A 17,334-nucleotide genomic window follows, 5' to 3' on the forward strand; every position below is an offset into this window, starting at 1 on the left:
AAGATACGGCAAACTAAGCTCGAAAACAACGGAGTTAAACTTATAGTAGATACTTAATGTTGATAGTGATATAGATAAAAACTATATAATAGTTGTGAGAATTAGTTTTTGTCTATTTTAAAACTTTGTAAACGATTGGTACTGCTTTTGATTTATTTCAGCTTCTGTTTAATATGGGTTCTAATACAAAACATCCATAAAAGTGGTCTGTGGCTCACAGACCACGGGATAAGACAAATTGCCTATTAAATGTTGTTTAGCATGGTTAGGGTACAGAAGTATTATTCGTCATTGCGAGCTTTGCGAAGCAATCTCCTTGCTGGTTTTGCTAATGCCGGGAGATTGCTTCGTTCCTCGCAATGACGTGTTGGTGTTTCGCGTGAAGGATAGTAGCGAAAATCCTTTTTGTTTAAGCTTATGAAGTCTTCTAGCCAGCTTTTACGGACTTCGCAAGTTTCGCTAACAAAAAGATTGCAGCAAATAGCCTGACCCTGGCGCAACTTGGGACACACCCAAATAAAAAGCCATAAGAAAATTAGTCTTATGGCTTCTGTAATTATTTTCCTCCCCCAACCCCTCCAGAAGGGGACATAGAAAGTTTCTTAGAATTGACCTAAATTTATTTTTTCAACGTTGTTTCGAATAGTTTGAAAATACGTTTGTACTCATCAGTCCAACTGCTTGGCTCTACAAACCCATGGTCTTCTACTGGATAAACGGCCAGCTCCCAATTGTCTTTACCCAACTCAATAAAACGTTGGGTTAATCTCACAACATCTTGAAAATGAACATTCACATCAACCATACCGTGTAACATCACCAAGTTTCCTTTTAGTTTATCTGCATAATAAATTGGCGAACTGCGTTTGTAAGCAATTGGATCATTAAATGGCTCGTTTAAAATATTTGAAGTATAACCATGGTTATAATGAGCCCAGTCTGTAACCGATCTTAAAGCTCCTCCAGCAGCAAAAACCTCTGGCTCTTTAAGCAAGCCCATCAAGGTAATGAAACCGCCGTACGAGCCTCCATACAGGCCTACGTTTTTAGGATTAACGCCATATTTCTCTACCAACATTTTAACGCCATCTACTTGATCCGTTAAATCTTTACCGCCCATGTTTCTATAAATTCCTGTACGGTGATTTCTGCCATAACCAGAACTCGCGGTGTAATCTATATCGATAACTGTATAACCATTGTCCGCCAACATATTATTGAACATATACTCCCTAAAATATTGACTCCACCAGTAATGTACATTTTGCAAATAACCCGCTCCATGAACAAATACTACTGCAGGTTTATTGGGGTGTGGATTTGCTGATGGATAAACTCTTGCATACACATCATCACCATAACGATTTTTAAAGGATACTAAATCTGGTTGACGCCATTTATAACTATCGAATTCTGCGCTGGTAGACTTTGTAATTTGAATGGCCTTTGCGCCAGGTTTATTTGCCTGAACATATAATTCCCATGGCTTATCCATGTAAGAATAATTAATAGCCAACCACTTTTCATCTGGAGACATTGTAACTTCATTGCCGCCTTTCATAGCAGTTATTTGAACCAGTTCTCCTCCATTTACACCCAATTTATAAAAATGCGTAATACCCGGATGTTCTTTATTTCCACTGATGTAAAAAGTAGTTTTGTCTTTAGAAAGCTGTACGCGTTGTACCTCCCATTTGCCAGAAGTTAGTTGCTTTTTCTCTGCACTAGCTACATTGTAGGTATAAAGATGAGAATAACCCGTAGCCTCACTTTGATAATAAAAACGATTATTGTCTATCCAATTTATGCCTCTCCCAACACCTGGACCACCTATCCATGCTTCATCACGTTGACGATCTAAAATACTAACATTCCCTGTCGCGGCATCTAATTTTAAAATCCACAAATCTTTATTGTCTTGTGCATCTGCAGTGATGATAGCAACTGTACCGTTTTCATTCCAAACTGGAGTACCTAAATTAACTTTACGATCTTCGTTCTTCTTAGTTCGTTCTTCTAATTGTTTAGGATAATCTTTTAAGTAATCTGGTAAATCTTTGATCCCTGGAATTTGCGCCGTTTTAACTGTATAGACGCTGTCTTTTTCTGAATCTAGAATGAAGCTTTCTGATACATTTAAGAATTCTCCAACTTTTGCACGGCCTGGAATATCTTCTGTATATCCAGATGCTGTTACATAATTAGGAACAATTGTATTGTGATTTGTAGTTACAGGATTTGTTAAGCGATAGCTGATGAATTTTCCATCCGGACTAACTACTAAACCTGATAAAACCTTGTCTTCTAAATAAATTGGTTTAATTGTTTTCTGATTTGCATCTGCAGTACCAGAACGACGACCGCCTGCAAAAGCCTGAGGCCTACCTCCCGTTTTATTACGTTTTTTAATGATATCAAAAAGCTCTGTTTGATCAGTTTTTAACCAAGTGTCTTGAAGAGTTGGTGCAACTCTATCTGGAAAAGCTGGTCTTTTTCCTTTAATAAAATTGGTAAGTTGTTTCGTTTCACTGGTTAACAAACTCACTTGAAACAAGTTGTCACCACGTTGATAAACAATCTCATTATTGTACAAAAAATAAGCTCCATTTTCTCTATCAACTGTGTTAGTTAAGCGAGTTTCTTTTTTCGTTTTAAAATTGTACAAATAAACATCTCCACCTTTTTCATACATGCCTAAAGATTTATCCTTGTTATAAGTGTAATTAACTGCCAATGCTTTCTCTGCTGCATTGTCTTCTGTAATTTCTGGCTTATTGCTTAAAACACTTACTTTATAAGCTTGGTCTTTCTCCTTATTTTCAGGATTCCAGCTAAAGAATACTGTTTTGCTGTCACCAGACCAACGGTAGTTTGTTGGCGCTACACCCATCCATTTTGGATCTCGCATAATTTTTTGAACCGTTAAGAGAGCAAGCTGTTGCGCTTGTGCTATTGACGATAGAAAGAGAAATAAAACTAGATATTTTTTCATTTATTATGTCTTTATTAATAGATCCTTCGCTATGCTCAGGATGACAAAACTTGTTAATTTGACTTACTTGCTAAGCCACCTTTTTTGCTGTTTACATTAACGGTAAACTTACTTCCGCCTTTTACTAACCAACGAACTGTTACAAAAGAATTACCTGGAATATTTTGAACCTTTATATTTGTTGGATCTAGCTTTTGTTCAACTGTGAAATTCATATCGCGATTGGTCACGATCATTCCTGCAACTACTGTCCCTCCACTCAAAGAAATAATATCAGGTATTTCGATATTGTTTTTCACATCTTGACTAGAATGTGTCGGGATCATTCTTTCATTGTTTACAATTGTTGTAACTTGTGTTAATCCACCGCCAATATCTTTCACTTCAATCTCGCCAACAGATAATTTTGGCGTATTGTAAGCATGGTAAACACTAAAAGCCATGTTACGGTGGGCATCACTTTCTAACAAAAAACCTGGATGCAAACGGGTGTATGTTTTCTTAAAACCACCAATTTCGATATCGCCATAAAGTGGGTGTTTGTAGGCGTGCCAATCAACAAAAGCATCTTTCATTAACAAATCCTTATCGAAAGTATACAATTGATTTTGACTGTCTTCACCATCTGTTTTGTTGTACATTGAATATCCGGTCCACAACTCATTTGAGAAAGTATAAATTCCTCTACCCCCGTAAAACCAATCCAATTCCCCACCAAAAACAGAATATAAATCTTTATAAACTACCAGATATTTATAACCTGGCAACATCTCTTCGCCCTTTTTACCTAGTGCATCATACACTCGTATATCTAAAGCATTGTAAGTGTCAACATCTTCAATCGCACCTGGCCCTCTTAAAATCATACCGCCATTATTATGATAAGATTGTGCTGCCGCGATGTTGGGATGTTTCATTACAAAGTCTACAATTGCCCTGTTTTCTGGCAATGAAAACGGATACTTATAGGCGCCACCTTGAATATAATTTGGCTGCCAATTCCATCCCCAATCTCTATTGGGATCATAAGCACCTTCACCATCTTCGTTTACAAAACCATCGCCATCATTGTCATTTCCTTCAGAGCCTAAAAGCTCATATTCTCCTTTTTCTTCCGCGCCAACTAAAATCATTCTTCTATTATCGGTAGGATCAACTTTAAAACGGCCAGTTGCGCTTTTACGACGCATCATTACAATATGTCCATCACCATCTAAATCATCAAAGCCATCTTCGTTGGTTGTACCGTCTCGATCATTATCAATAGGAATCAAGCCTGTGCGTGGTGAGTGAGCTGTATTTGCCTGGTGAATAAAATTATCCCTTGCATCAGGATTAATTGTTGGAGCGATATAAAAAGTTTTATCCGCCAGTAAAGACATGATCGATTTATTGCCAGATGCATACATTTCTGCCAAATACCAAGCTGTATATAGTGCAAATTCACTTCCCTGAATTTCATTCGAATGGATATTTCCATCGATATACATTGCAGGTTTTTTATCGGCGTTGCCAACTTTTGTATCTGTAATGGTCACGACCCAAAGGTCTTTTCCTTGAAAAGATTTACCCATCGATTCTATCTTAACCAAGTTGGGATGCGCTGCAGCAAGTCTTTTACAGATGTCTGTAATTGCCGCATAGTCATTGTACCTATTCCAACTTACTTGAACTTTTGGGTTTGGCGGCGTACCAACCGCAGCTAATATGTTTTCGGGTTTTTGAGCCTTTAAAATCCCAGCACACAAAATCATTGCAGCCAGAAGAATTATATTTTTTCTCATTGTGTTTCTGATTTATAGTGATACTTCGATTGATTTACTTCCTGTAGTTGGGCTACCGGCTTCGATGGTAACCTTTCCTGTGCCTTTAATTAACCATGTTAATTCTTTAAACTCTTTTCCTTGGATACTTTCTAAAGTTTGAGTTTTACGCCCACTTACAAAAGTTTGATTTGCATTTGATTTAACATTCACTACAATCTTTTTCAAAAAATAACTGCGATCACCAATTTTAGTATACGTCGGTAAATCGCCTGTATTCATCACCTTCAATGTAACACGTGTTAATCCATCAGCAACTTTTTCTGTTTTAACATTTATTAAATCTAACTGCGGAGCCATACCAGCTAAGCCAATAATAAAATCTGTGTGTTTGGCTACAATACCATCAACCATTTTATAGGGAGGATTAATTAAAACAAATGGATCTAAACCACCAACCTCAACTGTTTGACCAGGAAAATCTGGATGAGCAACTGCTTTCCATGGCGTGAAAGTATTGGTTATGCCTTGACCAGTTGCCCAGCGTAAATAACTTGCAACAGCATCTTCATTATTAAATTTCTTTTCTTTGCGAGCTGAGTCTGGCGCTACTTTTGGCACCCACCAACCTGGTGTACTAAAACTTAAACGACCATAATGGAAATATCCCCATTGAGAAAAATCTCCACTTTCTGATTGTGTTTTAGGAGCATCTTTAGTTTTGGTAATCTTATTATATCTTTCCGAAACCAATGCATTTGCTTTTGCATCTGCCTCGAACCAGCTTGTAATTATTCTTTTAGCAACACCTGGAGCATTAAAAGTAACTGGTGTAGATAAGTTATTTGTTGGACCAAAAGTTACGACTGCATAAACATTAAAAGCATCAAAAAGCCAATCGAACAACGCTCTATTTTCTTTTTCAGAAACTGCATATTCTCCAGCGCCAGCAACGAATGGCTTAAAGTTGTAGCTTGAATTTTTATTAAATGCTACACCGCCATCTCCATCTTCGTTAAACTCTCCATCCTTATCATTGTCAATTCCTTCAGGTAATAAAATATATTTTCCTATTTCACCTTTAGTGGCATCAGCCATCAACAATGAACGAGGATCATCAGTATTCAACTTGTATTTTCCTGTTGGGTCAGCAATGCGCATCCAGGTAATTTTTCCATTTCCGTCTAAATCATCTGAATCATCTTCATTTATATTACCATCACGATCATCATCTGTTTTAGTCGCATTTCCACTTCGTTCATTTTTTGCCTTTGCAAAATATTGTTCAGTAGCGTCTGGGCTCATGTTAGGAAAAACATAAAAAGTTTGCTTGTCTAACAATGTTTTTATGCTGTCTACCGTAGAAGATGCCATTAATTTTTCTGCAAAACCAATCGCCATTTCTACTCCTAAAAGATGTTTGCCTTCAACACCACCAACCACTACAACAGCTGGCTTTTGTTCTGTTTTACCGGTGCCAATTGTTAACATCAAAATGTCTCTTCCACCAATAGTTTGTGTTAATGATTTACTTTTAACTAGTTGGGGGTATTTAGCTGCGAGAGCTTTAACACGTTGAGCTAAAGTTGAATTATTACTGTAATCTTGTTGATTCTGAGCAAGAACATTGCCCAGCAGAAACAAGAAGAAAAAGTTAAAAAGGTATAGTTTCTTCATATTGTTTAGGTTATGAGTGCAATTTATAGAAAAAAAGCAGTTACATAATCCAAAGCCTATCAAGATTTTACAAATGTTACAGAGCGGTATTAAAACCACATAGGAACAAGCACACATACAAAAATTCAAAAATAGAAAGCCTATGTTCCTATTGAGCAGAATTTTTTTTAAGGCTACCTAATAACCTTACCTTTTTCGTCAACATTTACATTAAATGGTGGCATGTAGTCTTGTAATATAACGGCAAATTCTTTGCGGTTAATTTGTCTTTCTAAATCGAATTCTGAGTTAAACTGATAATTCGTTTTCCATTTTTTAGCCAGTTCCTTTTTAGTGTTTTCTAATGCCTTATTTCCAACATAACAAACCATATCAATAGTTGATCCAATGGTCATTTTATCACTTTTATAATCATCAAACCAAATTTGGGCCTTGTAAAAGAAATCTTTTATCGGTTGTTTAACTTCTGTAGTGGTTATTAGTTTTTGCGGAACAAAGAATGCTTTATTTCCAATCATTTCTGCTTTTAAAACGCCTGTTAGCCCCACAAACTGAATAGCTTTCCAATTTGAGTCTGCTTGTTTGATATCTACAAATGGGATCATATTTAACTTATAGTTGATCAGCTCGCCTTGGATTTTCTTAAGATTTGATTCTGATGTCTTTTTGTTATAAAAGGCAGCATAAGCAGCCGTTGCGCCTGCTGCTTGTCCAATTAGCATGTTTTGTGGGTTTGCTATCCAAATGAAATTATCATGCTCAGGAACAAAAAGTTGGTACAGTGAAAAAGTATTTGCTGTGATTTCATTGTTGCTCATACCCGCAGCAACACTTGTTCTATAAATCGTATTCGAATAATCTAATTTAGTAGGCTGATTATTTGTTGCCGTGGTTACTTTTAATGCTTCGTTTAATTTCGCATCTGCTGGATTGACTAAAACTTTTGCTCTAATTGTTCTTCCGTCACTCAATTTAAAAACCCAACTGTTCACATACCCATCGGCCTTAACCCACATTATATTTTTAATAACAGTTAGTTTTTTTATACTGTATGTCCAAGCTGTTAATATATCATTCGCCAATGGTTTGTCGAAAGTTACTGCTTGCGTACTATCTTTAATTTGTTTCGCCTCGCGGATCTTCTTTAAAAACGTAGCTTGTATACCAGAATTTAAATCATCATTAATTGGAGAAATATCAAAACCCCCAGCCTGTAACAATATGATAGTTTCTACACCCGAAATAGCCGATTGCAATGCCGCCGAAACAGCTGCATTTCCATTACCTACTACCAACACACCTGGCCTTAATGTTTGCGCTTTTACTGAACCAAAAAAGGTTAGGAGCGCCAATACAAAAAACAAATTCTTTTTCATTCTATAGGGTTATTCGATTATATACGCAATATGCTTACTTTAGATGTATTTTTAATTGATTATATTGCCATTTAACTATATTTAACAATTCTCAAACACATTAGTTCTCAATACTATGGAACAAAAAATTAATCTAATATTTAACGCTCAACAAGCTTACAAATATACGCTTAGAAAAAGTAATGCGGCAGAGAGAATTGCCAAATTAAAAGACTTAAAGTCGGCAATCGAAAAGCATGAAGATCATATCTATAAAGCTTTACAAAGTGATTTGCGCAAAAGCCATTTTGAAAGTGCAGTTACCGAACTGATCTTTATTTATGGTGAATTAGATTATGCCATTCAAAATTTAAGTGGGTGGATGACTTCAAAAAGAGTTGGAAAAACACTTAACAACCCCTTTGCAAAAAATAGGATCTATTATGAACCTAAAGGAGTATGCTTAATTATTGCTCCTTGGAACTATCCTTTTCAATTAACAATGAGCCCATTAATTTCTGCAATTGCGGCAGGAAATTGTGCTATAATTAAACCCTCTGAATTAAGCCCCGCTACGAGTAAAGTGGTTCACAAAATCATTAATGATGTTTTTGAAGAACAAGAAGTAGCCTGTTTTCAAGGCAATGCTGTTATTTCTACAGCATTATTAAAGCTTCCTTTTGACCATATCTTTTTTACAGGCAGTACAGCTATTGGGAAAGTTGTAATGGAAGCCGCAGCTAAAACTCTTACTTCAGTTACTTTGGAATTAGGTGGGAAATCACCAACAATAATTGATAAAGATGTTAATTTACAAAAGGCAGCAGAAAAAATTGCTTGGGGCAAATTAGTGAATAGTGGACAAACCTGTATTGCCCCAGATTATGTTTTTGTGCATGAGCAACAATTGGATGAATTTGTTAGTCTGTACAAGGCCGCAGCCACTAAAATGTATTTTAAATCTGACAACAAAATAGACCCAAGGGCTTACGGCAAAATTGTCAATCAAAAACATTACCAGAGGTTAAAAGAATTAGTAGACGAAGCAATTGATAAAGGTGCCCGAATTGACTTTGGCGGAAGTTTTGATGAGCAAAGTCAAACCATTAATCCAATTATTTTAAGTAAAGTCCCTTGCGGCACAAAGGTGATGGAGGAAGAGATTTTTGGTCCGATATTACCAATTATTACTTATACAAATTTAGAAGAGGTAATTGAGCAAATCAATGCAAAAAGTAAACCTTTAGCTCTTTATATTTTTAGCAAAAGCAATAAGAATATCAAATATCTTATCAAAAATACAAGCGCAGGTGGCACTTGTGTAAACGATGTTTTAATTCATATCAGTAATCCAAAATTACCTTTTGGTGGTGTAAATGGCAGCGGAATGGGGAGTAGTCATGGTCTTTTTGGGTTTAAAAACTTCTCGCATGAAAGGGCAATTATGTTTCAGCGAAGTTTAGATTTTAATAAGATGATTTATCCACCCTACCAAGGTAAAGATTGGGTTTTAAAAATGTTAAAGAAGATTATGTAAATATGCAAGACTTAGAAAAATTAAGATACCCAATTGGAGAATATAATCCGCCAAAAATAATAGCTGAAACTCAACTAAGGGAATGGATTGACGAATTATCAGTTTTTCCTCAGGAAATAGCTAATATTTCTGCTGATTTAAGTGAAGAACAGCTTGAGGTAAACTATCGCCCAGGTGGCTGGACAGTTAGACAAGTGATACATCATTTGGCAGACAGTCACATTAATGCTTATACACGTGTTCATTTAACTTTAACAGAAGATAGGCCTGAAGTTAGACCTTATGATGAAGTAAAATGGGCAGAATTACCAGATGCAAAAACTGGAGATATTAAACTTTCTATAGCCGTTCTAAAAGCCATTCATGAGCGCTTGGTTTCTCTTTTAAAAACTGTGAAATTTATTGATTTCGAAAGAAAATATTATCATCCAGCAGCCAAGCAGGAATTTACTTTAGGATATTTAGTTGGGAATTACGCTTGGCATGGCAAACATCATCTAGCACACATAAAATCTACATTAACATGAAAAAATATTTAATCTTATTAATCTTTGCATTAACTCAATTATCCGCCAATGCGCAAAAAGTTAATTTAAACCAATTCTCATTCTTAACAGGGAGCTGGGAAATGAAAACAGCAAAAGGGAAAATTTCTGAAAGCTGGATTAAAAGCAAAGATAGCTTAAATGGAAAAAGCTATCGCCATGCTTTAAGCGGCGATAGTGTTTTAACAGAAGTTGTTGTCATTAAAAAGATTGGCAATGTTTTCCATTACTGTGTAACCGGGCTTGAAAAAAACAATACTGGCACAACTAATTTCAAACTCATCTCTACTGAAAACAATATCTTCATTTTTGAAAACAAAGCTCATGATTTTCCGCAAAGAGTTATTTACCAAAACAAGGGCAAAGATCAGCTATTAGCTTGGATTGAAGGAGAAATGAATGGCAAAAAGATGAAATCTGAATTCCCTTACCTAAGAAAAAAGTAATGCTATTGTGTTTGTAGCCACTTAATCTCCTTTTCTTGCGCTTTTAGAATTTGTTCTGCTATTAATTGTATGTTGGCATTATTTGAGTAAGGTAAGTATGCTTTAGCCATATCTACTGCACTTTGATGATGCGGAATCATTAAAGCGACAAAATCTTTATCAATATCTCCAGTTATTTTTACTTTTCCCATTCCATCCATCATTGGCACCATAGATGCATCTAATGCTTTTTTAAATGCCGCTGCACCTTTGGTTGGTTCCTGATTAGCCGTTTTAAGAAAGTCATTCAATATTTGTATTTCTTTTCTCTGTGCAAGCACTACTTCTTTTGCAAAACTAATTAATGCCGAAGATTTTCCATTTTTGATAACCGCTTCAGCCATTACAACTGCCCCTTCATGGTGTGGTATCATCATTGATGCAAAATCATAATCTGCATTTCCCGTTTGTTTCGCTTTATGCATCGCAATCATACTTTCATCCATCGCTTTCATCATTACATTTTCATTGCTTTTCTTTTGATGTTGCATAGCAGAGTGATCTTTTTCATCATGTTTTTGTTCGGCTTGGTTGCAAGCAGTAAACAATACCGCAATAGCGGCTATTGTAGTTATTGTATTTTTCATCTTACATTAAAATTAGCATGGTTGCACTCATGGCAATCATTAATAAATCTTCAATTATAGTTAAAGTACTCATTGGTAAATTAAAAACCGCACCTAAACAAGCACATTGTATTTTCTTTTTATTTAATACACTTTGTAAAACCCCTATAATGCTAATCGTCATTACAATTAAGGTTATCCAATTGGTAATCATTGGGTTAAAATTAAGCACAAAAGCAATTCCTAGACCCAATTCTATAAATGCATATATATAGCCCCATGGTTTAAATTTCTTTGCTACAATATCATACATCGAATAGCTTTCTGCAAAACCGTTTAGGTTAATTAGTTTAAAAAATGAAAAAGAGAGGAAAAATCCAGCCATAAAAAACCGCATAAATAACATCCAATTGATTGTGCTATTTTGCCAACTGGCTAGAGCGGAAACTATACCAACATAAGCAAAAAGTAAAAGCACGGGCTTATAGGTTTCAAAAAATGATTTGGTTTCCTCAAACGCTTCATTATGTGTAGTTGCCAGAATTTGGTATTTAGATGCTGGCCCTCCTAAAGCATCTTGCAAAGCATTTAAACTAACATGCTTATCAATGTTTATAGTGGCCGAATTGGTATCTTTTGATACTTCAACTGAAGTAATGTCTGGAAGCATGAGCAAACTGCTTTTAACTTTATTTTCGCATCCAGAACAGGTCATACCTGTTACTTGATAGGTGTGTGTCATTGTTATAAAATTGATAGGCAAAATTATAACAAGCGAGCTGTGCTAATGTTATATAATAACCAGAAAGGTTTATATAATTTTAAGGGCGTATCGTCATTACCAGCTTGACTAGTAATCGTAATGCAAGTAGAAAGACAATGAGGAATAGAACGCTTTATGATTCCCGTTTTCACGGAAATGACGAGACAACGCTAACCAACCTGTACGGATGTCATGGTTAATGAACCAGCCACTGCTTTATCATTAAACAAAGTGGCGCTCTCATTTTCATTTTGTAACCCAATTGTATACATCAATGGCAAATAATGCTCAGGTGTTGGTATGCCCATCATTATTTCGCTGCCCATGGTTTGGTAGTTGATTAAAGGTTGGTGGTCCTTGTTTAGTATAGCTGTTTTGAATTTTTCGTTGGCCTCAATTGCCCAGTCGTAGCCACCACCATTAATCATTTCCCAACTCATCATTCTTAAATTGTGCACCATGTTACCACTACTCAAGATTAATACCCCTTTTTTGCGCAAAAGAGCTAATTCTTTGGCTAAATCATAATGATATCGGGCATCTTTTGTGTAATCAATACTCAGTTGTAAGACTGGAATATTCGCTTCTGGGTACATGTGTTTAATTACAGACCAAGCGCCATGGTCTAAACCCCAATCGTGATCTAAAATGATAGCTGTGGACTTTACTAAATCTGCTGTTTCCTGTGCTAAAATAGGATTGCCAGATGCAGGATATTGCACATCGAAAAGTGCTTGTGGAAATCCTCCAAAATCATGAATTGTTGGAGGGAGATCCATCGCCGTAATTTTAGTTCCCTTTGTAAACCAATGTGCTGAAATTACCAATACAGCTTGTGGAGTTGGCATTTTCCGAGCTATATCTGCCCATTTTGAACTAAATTCATTAACTTCAATTCCATTCATAGGCGAGCCATGTCCCATAAATAGAACTGGCATTAACGCTGTTTGAGCTAAACCTGATGTGAAATTTTTGAATTGATTTAGTGTTGCCATGGATTCTAATTATACCACATAGAGCTTGTCGAGATGGTTTAAATACCCTTCAACAAGCTCGATGTGACAAATAAATTTTACTTCGCTTGAGCGAACTCCAGATTTAAGGTGATGTTAATGTTTTTAGCAATACCTGCACCAGTTGGATCATATTTGATATTATAATCTAACCGGTTAATTGTTGTAGTTGCCATAAATCCTGCTTTTGTATTTCCTTGTTGATCCTTTGCAGTACCACCATAAGTAACTAAAAATGAAACATCTTTAGTTACATCTCTAATGGTTAACTTTCCTTTTAGCACATATATATTAGTTTCCTGCTTAGCAGATTTCATTACTCTTTTATTAAATGATGTGCTTACAAAAGTCATGGTTGGATATTTTTCTGCATTAAAAAAATCATCTGTTTTTAAATGATTATCTCGCATTTCTACACCTGTATTAATACTTACCACATCTACAGTAAAATTAATTTTAGCACCTGTTAAATCTGTTTTGGTTGTCGTAATTGTTCCATCAAATTTTTTAAAGGAACCATCTACAAAGGAAATTCCCATGTGTTTAACAGAGAAATTCACAAATGAATGCATTGGATCAACTGTCCACTTAGTTTGGGCAAAAGAAGCAATGCTGATGCTACTTACCAGAATAAATAAAAATAACTTTTTCATAATCATATCTTTTAGGGTAATACAAAGCTACAACAAGTAGTGCCTTCACTTTGTTGATGTATGATAAGAAATGAAATAGCGATTAGATCTCGTCTAAGGTTTTTCGTGCAGCGTTTTGGGTTTTATATTCAGATGGCGTTTGCCCACTTATTTTTTTAAACTGAGTAGATAAATGTGCTACACTGCTATAGTTCAAAAGATAAGCGATCTCACTTAGTGATTTTTCGCCGTAAGCCATTAGCTCTTTTACCTTTTCTATCTTTTGGTGAATGAAGTATTTTTCAATAGTACTTTGCTCTGTTTCAGAAAAAATAGCGCTTAAATTTGCATATTCTAGGTTTAATTTCTGACTTAAATAAGCTGAGAGATTAATTTTTAAAACCGATGTTGAATAATGCACCAATTCAATAATCGCTGTTTTTATTTGTTCAACTAGCTGTTTCTTTTTATCTGTTAAAAGCTCAAAACCAAAGTGGCTTAGCACATTTTGCATTTCTTGGGCTTTTGCTGTACTGATTTCTTCTTGCAGCAATTCAACCTCGCCTAATTGTACAGAAATAGGGTTAAAGCCAAGCTTTTCGAGCTCGGTTTTAACCACCATTTTGCAACGGTTGCACACCATATTTTTGATATACAATTTCATTATTTTTTTGTGATAGTCTCCGTCACTTCGCCACAATCATACATCATGCTACCATAAAATGGATTTTGTACATTTTCCACCTCATTTAGCCAGCTTTTTTTAACCATCGGGCAATACTGCACATAAACGTCTTTATTGTTTAATTTAAGTTCTCTAGCCAACTTTAATATGGCTGATGAAAGTGGCCAAAAGCTTTTACGCTGTTCTTTCAAATCTTTTTGTAGCACAATTGCATCTGCCGCTTTTTTTATTTCTGTTGCTTGAGTTTTCCAAGTTATTTGTTGTGCAGCTGATAAAGATTTAACTGGAAAGCCTGTCAAAGCAGTTGCTAAGTCTTTAGCGCCAATGGCCGCTAAGTTTACGTTATCCTTTGCCAAAGCATTTTTGGTGTCAAAATAAGCCATTAAGGTTTTGTTAAACTCTTTTTTAACTGCCTCACTTTGTGCTTTTGTAATTGTGGTAACTGCAGTAAAAATAACTGCAAGTATTAATAGTGTCTTTTTCATGTTTTTTATTTTAACGCGTTAAAAAAATTAAACTCTACCCTTGCCAAGTACATGTTCTTTAAATACCTATTTTGAATGTTTCCAGTTGCCTGAAAACGATAACCCAGATCAATTCTTGTTTTACTGTTTAAAATTAATTGAACTGCTGGAGCTATATCTAAGTATGAATTTCCATTTGCCGGATTTGTTTTACCTAACAACTCAACGTACAGATTGAAGTTAGGCTGATTATAATTCTTATACACAAATGGCAACAATAAATATCCTGATGATAGGCTGTAATTAAGCATTTCATTTGGTTCTACCATCGCATTATTTAGCATACCAGTAACACCGTAAAATAAAACAGGCCTATCTTTATCAAATGCATTGCTATAACCTACCGTAGCCGATAGGGCAAGCTTATGAATTAGCTGTGTAACGACTATTCCTCCCTGCCAGCCAGCATTATCCCCTTCTAAATTAATATCTTCTGAATATAAATCTCTTTTACTCGTACTAATTCGACCATAGGCGGCAGCCCGCAAATGGCTTTGCGCTTCGTCTAGGGATAAAAATCTATATTTTGCATAAATGCTTCCTCCTTCTACGCGATATTTTCCGTCCATATCAGACATGAAACCTTGCAAATGGAACATAAAGTTTTTGTTCACCCCAACCATTACTTCGGCCAAGGTTCTGTTAGTAAAATTAGGTTTAAACATTCCCTCGTTTGTAAGCCTAGCCCCAATAGATTTGGCGGGCATATTACTTGCAGGTTCGGTAAAAACATAGAGTTCTTGAGCAGAAACAAGTTGATTTGCACCAATTAAGATTAGTGCAAATACTATTATTTTCTTTATCATTTTTAAATGCTTAAATGATAAATCCTGGTTTTTTTCCCATTCACTACTCCTGTTCCAGATGCGTAAGAATCAAATTTAACTGTTGCTGCTTTTTGCTTAAAAGCACTATTAGAAATAAAATTCTTATCAATCACATTTACTTTAACAGGGCCGTTTAAAACTCTGCTTTTGGCATTTGCAAAACGATATACATTCGTACCAACAATTGCCTGCCCGTTATCATCTATTTTTGCCTGGTTAAAGTTGATTGTTGCCTCTAATTTACCAACTGAAAAACCTGCATCTTTTACTTTTTTATTCAATTGATCAAAATTTACTGCTTTGTCTTTTTTGAAAGTAATAATAAAAAGGTTTTTGTTTAAATCTGGTGTTACATTACTTACATAATCTAAAGTGCGTAATGATTTTTCAGTAGCTTGAGAACACATAGAACAAGTTAGGCCTGTCACTTGCATTTCTATAGTTGATATTTGTTGGGCAGATGCTTTGTTAATTACAAAAAGCATCAAAAAACTTAAAATTATTTTAGTCGTTTTCATCTTTGAAATTTTTAAATGAATAATAAAATCTTCCCAAATGGGAATTATGAATTAAGCTAAAGGCATTACCTAACAACTTAAAAAAATGAATTATCCTAATTTCTGAAAACGCAGTGCAGTATTTGTAATGATATCCCCGTTGTTCGTGGAGGAGCTTTGTTTTCTAACCTACTTAGGTATTTTACAAAGAATGGTTTTAAAAAGTCTACTACTTTATAAGGCAGGTAACTCTCTAAACTAGAAAATTTTGGAAGTTTAACTGGAGCCTCAACTTGATGGCTATCTTTTACTTTTACATCAACCTTTGTATTTTTACAACAGCCGTCATCTTTCTTATCAACGGGTTCTGTTTTGCAGTATTTACAAGAAGTTTTATTAGCATAAAGTGAAACTGAAGCTAATTTACCGCTACAAAAATGCATGCTCAGAGCAATACCAATTACGCTTACCACGTAAAGGGCGCAAAGACTTATTGCTAATTTTTGCTTTAACTTCATTATTCACAAAGCTATATATAAATTTTCACATACCTATTTTATGAACTGTTAAAAATTGGTAAAATGATTTACCGTCTAGAAGTAATTTCATTCTAAGCATAGTTTGAGGGTGAATTTAACTCATTTTAACCCAAAAAAGATTCCTTCGACTACGCTCAGGATGACATCTTTTTTGGGTTAAATCGTATTCATGTGTTGCTTTTTTTGAATACCTTAGCTTAAATCATATTTTAAACATGAAAAAAGTTTTAACTCTCTTTTTTAGCCTTTGTTTTATTGCAACATTTGCTGCAAAGCCTAAACATCAATACGTAAAAATTGCTACTCCAAAAGGCGAGGTGATCATTAAATTATATAATGAAACACCTTTACATCGTGATAATTTTTTAAAACTAGCAAAAGAAGGTTTTTACAACGGCACCTTATTTCATAGGGTGATCAAAGCATTTATGATTCAAGGTGGAGACCCCACGTCAAAAAATGCAACCCCAGAGTCTACCCTTGGAGATGGTGGACCAGAATACATTGTTCCTGCAGAATTTAGAGATAGTTTATTTCACAAAAAAGGAGTTCTAGCGGCCGCAAGAGAGGGTGATGATATTAATCCAACAAAAGGATCTAGCAGTTGTCAATTTTATATTGTACAAGGAAAAGTTTGGACAGATTCTACTCTAAATGCCCTTGAAACTAAAAGGATGAAATTTAAAATCCCAGAATGGCAAAGACAAGTGTATAAAACTATTGGAGGCACTCCGCATTTGGACAGAAATTATACTGTCTATGGAGAAGTTGTTAAAGGTTTAGAAATGATTGACAGTATTGCAGCCGAGCCAACGGGAAAAGGTGACAGACCAAAAGAAGATATCAAAATGACGGTAACTATCTTGAAAAAACGCGAAGCAAAAAAATTAGAAAAAGAACTAGCCAAAAACGTCGTTAAACCAAACGCATAAAT

17 protein-coding genes are annotated in these 17,334 nt (G+C 35.3%); 4 read left to right on the plus strand and 13 right to left on the minus strand.

Translation table 11 applies throughout. The features are described from left to right. Positions 1-619: 619 nt before the first annotated feature. The 4 genes from FA048_RS02990 to FA048_RS03005 form a co-directional block, all read right to left on the minus strand. Positions 620-2,992, minus strand: a complete 2,373-nt coding sequence (locus tag FA048_RS02990; RefSeq protein WP_136838723.1) for a S9 family peptidase — start codon at positions 2,990-2,992, stop codon at positions 620-622. Positions 2,993-3,045: 53 nt separating this feature from the next. Then, entirely contained in the window at positions 3,046-4,776 is a 1,731-nt protein-coding gene (locus tag FA048_RS02995) for a M14 family zinc carboxypeptidase (protein WP_136838724.1), read from the minus strand. Positions 4,777-4,788: 12 nt separating this feature from the next. Further along, on the minus strand, positions 4,789-6,432 hold the full coding sequence (locus FA048_RS03000; RefSeq protein WP_169306803.1) for a M14 family metallopeptidase: 1,644 nt from the start codon (positions 6,430-6,432) through the stop codon (positions 4,789-4,791). 173 nt (positions 6,433-6,605) lie between these two features. Then, the gene (locus FA048_RS03005; protein WP_136838726.1) at positions 6,606-7,808 is read right to left on the minus strand and encodes a hypothetical protein; all 1,203 of its coding nucleotides are present in this window, start codon (positions 7,806-7,808) and stop codon (positions 6,606-6,608) included. A 115-nt stretch (positions 7,809-7,923) separates the two neighbouring features. Here FA048_RS03005 and FA048_RS03010 point away from each other — a divergent pair, with 115 nt between their 5' ends. The 3 genes from FA048_RS03010 to FA048_RS03020 are packed head-to-tail and all read left to right on the plus strand — an operon-like array spanning position 7,924 to position 10,315. Beyond that, positions 7,924-9,324 carry an aldehyde dehydrogenase family protein gene (locus FA048_RS03010; protein ID WP_136838727.1) on the plus strand — a complete coding sequence of 467 codons (1,401 nt, stop codon included), beginning with the start codon at positions 7,924-7,926 and terminating at the stop codon, positions 9,322-9,324. After that, positions 9,291-9,851, plus strand: a complete 561-nt coding sequence (locus tag FA048_RS03015) for a YfiT family bacillithiol transferase (RefSeq protein WP_225872463.1) — start codon at positions 9,291-9,293, stop codon at positions 9,849-9,851. The genes FA048_RS03010 and FA048_RS03015 overlap by 34 nt, the downstream gene beginning before the upstream one ends. Then, positions 9,848-10,315: a DUF6265 family protein gene (locus tag FA048_RS03020; RefSeq protein ID WP_136838729.1), complete on the plus strand. Its 468-nt coding sequence runs from the start codon at positions 9,848-9,850 to the stop codon at positions 10,313-10,315. The genes FA048_RS03015 and FA048_RS03020 overlap by 4 nt, the downstream gene beginning before the upstream one ends. Positions 10,316-10,317: 2 nt before the next feature. On the opposite strand, the gene FA048_RS03025 is transcribed toward FA048_RS03020, so the two are convergent. From FA048_RS03025 to FA048_RS03065, 9 genes are all read right to left on the minus strand, one after another. Next, a complete protein-coding gene (locus FA048_RS03025; protein WP_136838730.1) occupies positions 10,318-10,941 on the minus strand; it encodes a DUF305 domain-containing protein in 624 nt (207 codons plus the stop codon). Between the two features lies 1 nt (position 10,942). Beyond that, positions 10,943-11,662, minus strand: a complete 720-nt coding sequence (locus tag FA048_RS03030; protein WP_136838731.1) for a heavy-metal-associated domain-containing protein — start codon at positions 11,660-11,662, stop codon at positions 10,943-10,945. A 191-nt stretch (positions 11,663-11,853) separates the two neighbouring features. Further along, on the minus strand, positions 11,854-12,678 hold the full coding sequence (gene ygiD / locus FA048_RS03035; protein WP_136838732.1) for a 4,5-DOPA-extradiol-dioxygenase: 825 nt from the start codon (positions 12,676-12,678) through the stop codon (positions 11,854-11,856). Between the two features lie 77 nt (positions 12,679-12,755). Continuing rightward, positions 12,756-13,349, minus strand: coding sequence for a YceI family protein (locus tag FA048_RS03040; RefSeq protein WP_136838733.1), 594 nt, complete (start codon positions 13,347-13,349; stop codon positions 12,756-12,758). An 82-nt stretch (positions 13,350-13,431) separates the two neighbouring features. Further along, positions 13,432-13,950 (minus strand): helix-turn-helix domain-containing protein, encoded by a 519-nt coding sequence (locus tag FA048_RS03045; RefSeq protein WP_225872464.1) that lies wholly within the window; start codon positions 13,948-13,950, stop codon positions 13,432-13,434. Between the two features lie 41 nt (positions 13,951-13,991). Then, positions 13,992-14,498, minus strand: a complete 507-nt coding sequence (locus FA048_RS03050) for a DUF3347 domain-containing protein (RefSeq protein ID WP_136838735.1) — start codon at positions 14,496-14,498, stop codon at positions 13,992-13,994. 5 nt (positions 14,499-14,503) lie between these two features. Next, on the minus strand, positions 14,504-15,343 hold the full coding sequence (locus FA048_RS03055) for a hypothetical protein (protein WP_136838736.1): 840 nt from the start codon (positions 15,341-15,343) through the stop codon (positions 14,504-14,506). A 2-nt stretch (positions 15,344-15,345) separates the two neighbouring features. After that, positions 15,346-15,882 carry a heavy-metal-associated domain-containing protein gene (locus FA048_RS03060; RefSeq protein WP_136838737.1) on the minus strand — a complete coding sequence of 179 codons (537 nt, stop codon included), beginning with the start codon at positions 15,880-15,882 and terminating at the stop codon, positions 15,346-15,348. A 95-nt stretch (positions 15,883-15,977) separates the two neighbouring features. Continuing rightward, positions 15,978-16,379, minus strand: a complete 402-nt coding sequence (locus FA048_RS03065; protein WP_136838738.1) for an HYC_CC_PP family protein — start codon at positions 16,377-16,379, stop codon at positions 15,978-15,980. A gap of 236 nt (positions 16,380-16,615) precedes the next feature. Between FA048_RS03065 and FA048_RS03070 the strand changes: the two genes are divergently transcribed. Further along, positions 16,616-17,332 (plus strand): peptidylprolyl isomerase, encoded by a 717-nt coding sequence (locus FA048_RS03070; protein WP_136838739.1) that lies wholly within the window; start codon positions 16,616-16,618, stop codon positions 17,330-17,332. The last annotated feature ends 2 nt before the right edge of the window (positions 17,333-17,334 follow it).

The organism is Pedobacter polaris (assembly GCF_005116505.1).
GTDB classification, from domain to species: Bacteria; Bacteroidota; Bacteroidia; order Sphingobacteriales; family Sphingobacteriaceae; genus Pedobacter; species Pedobacter polaris.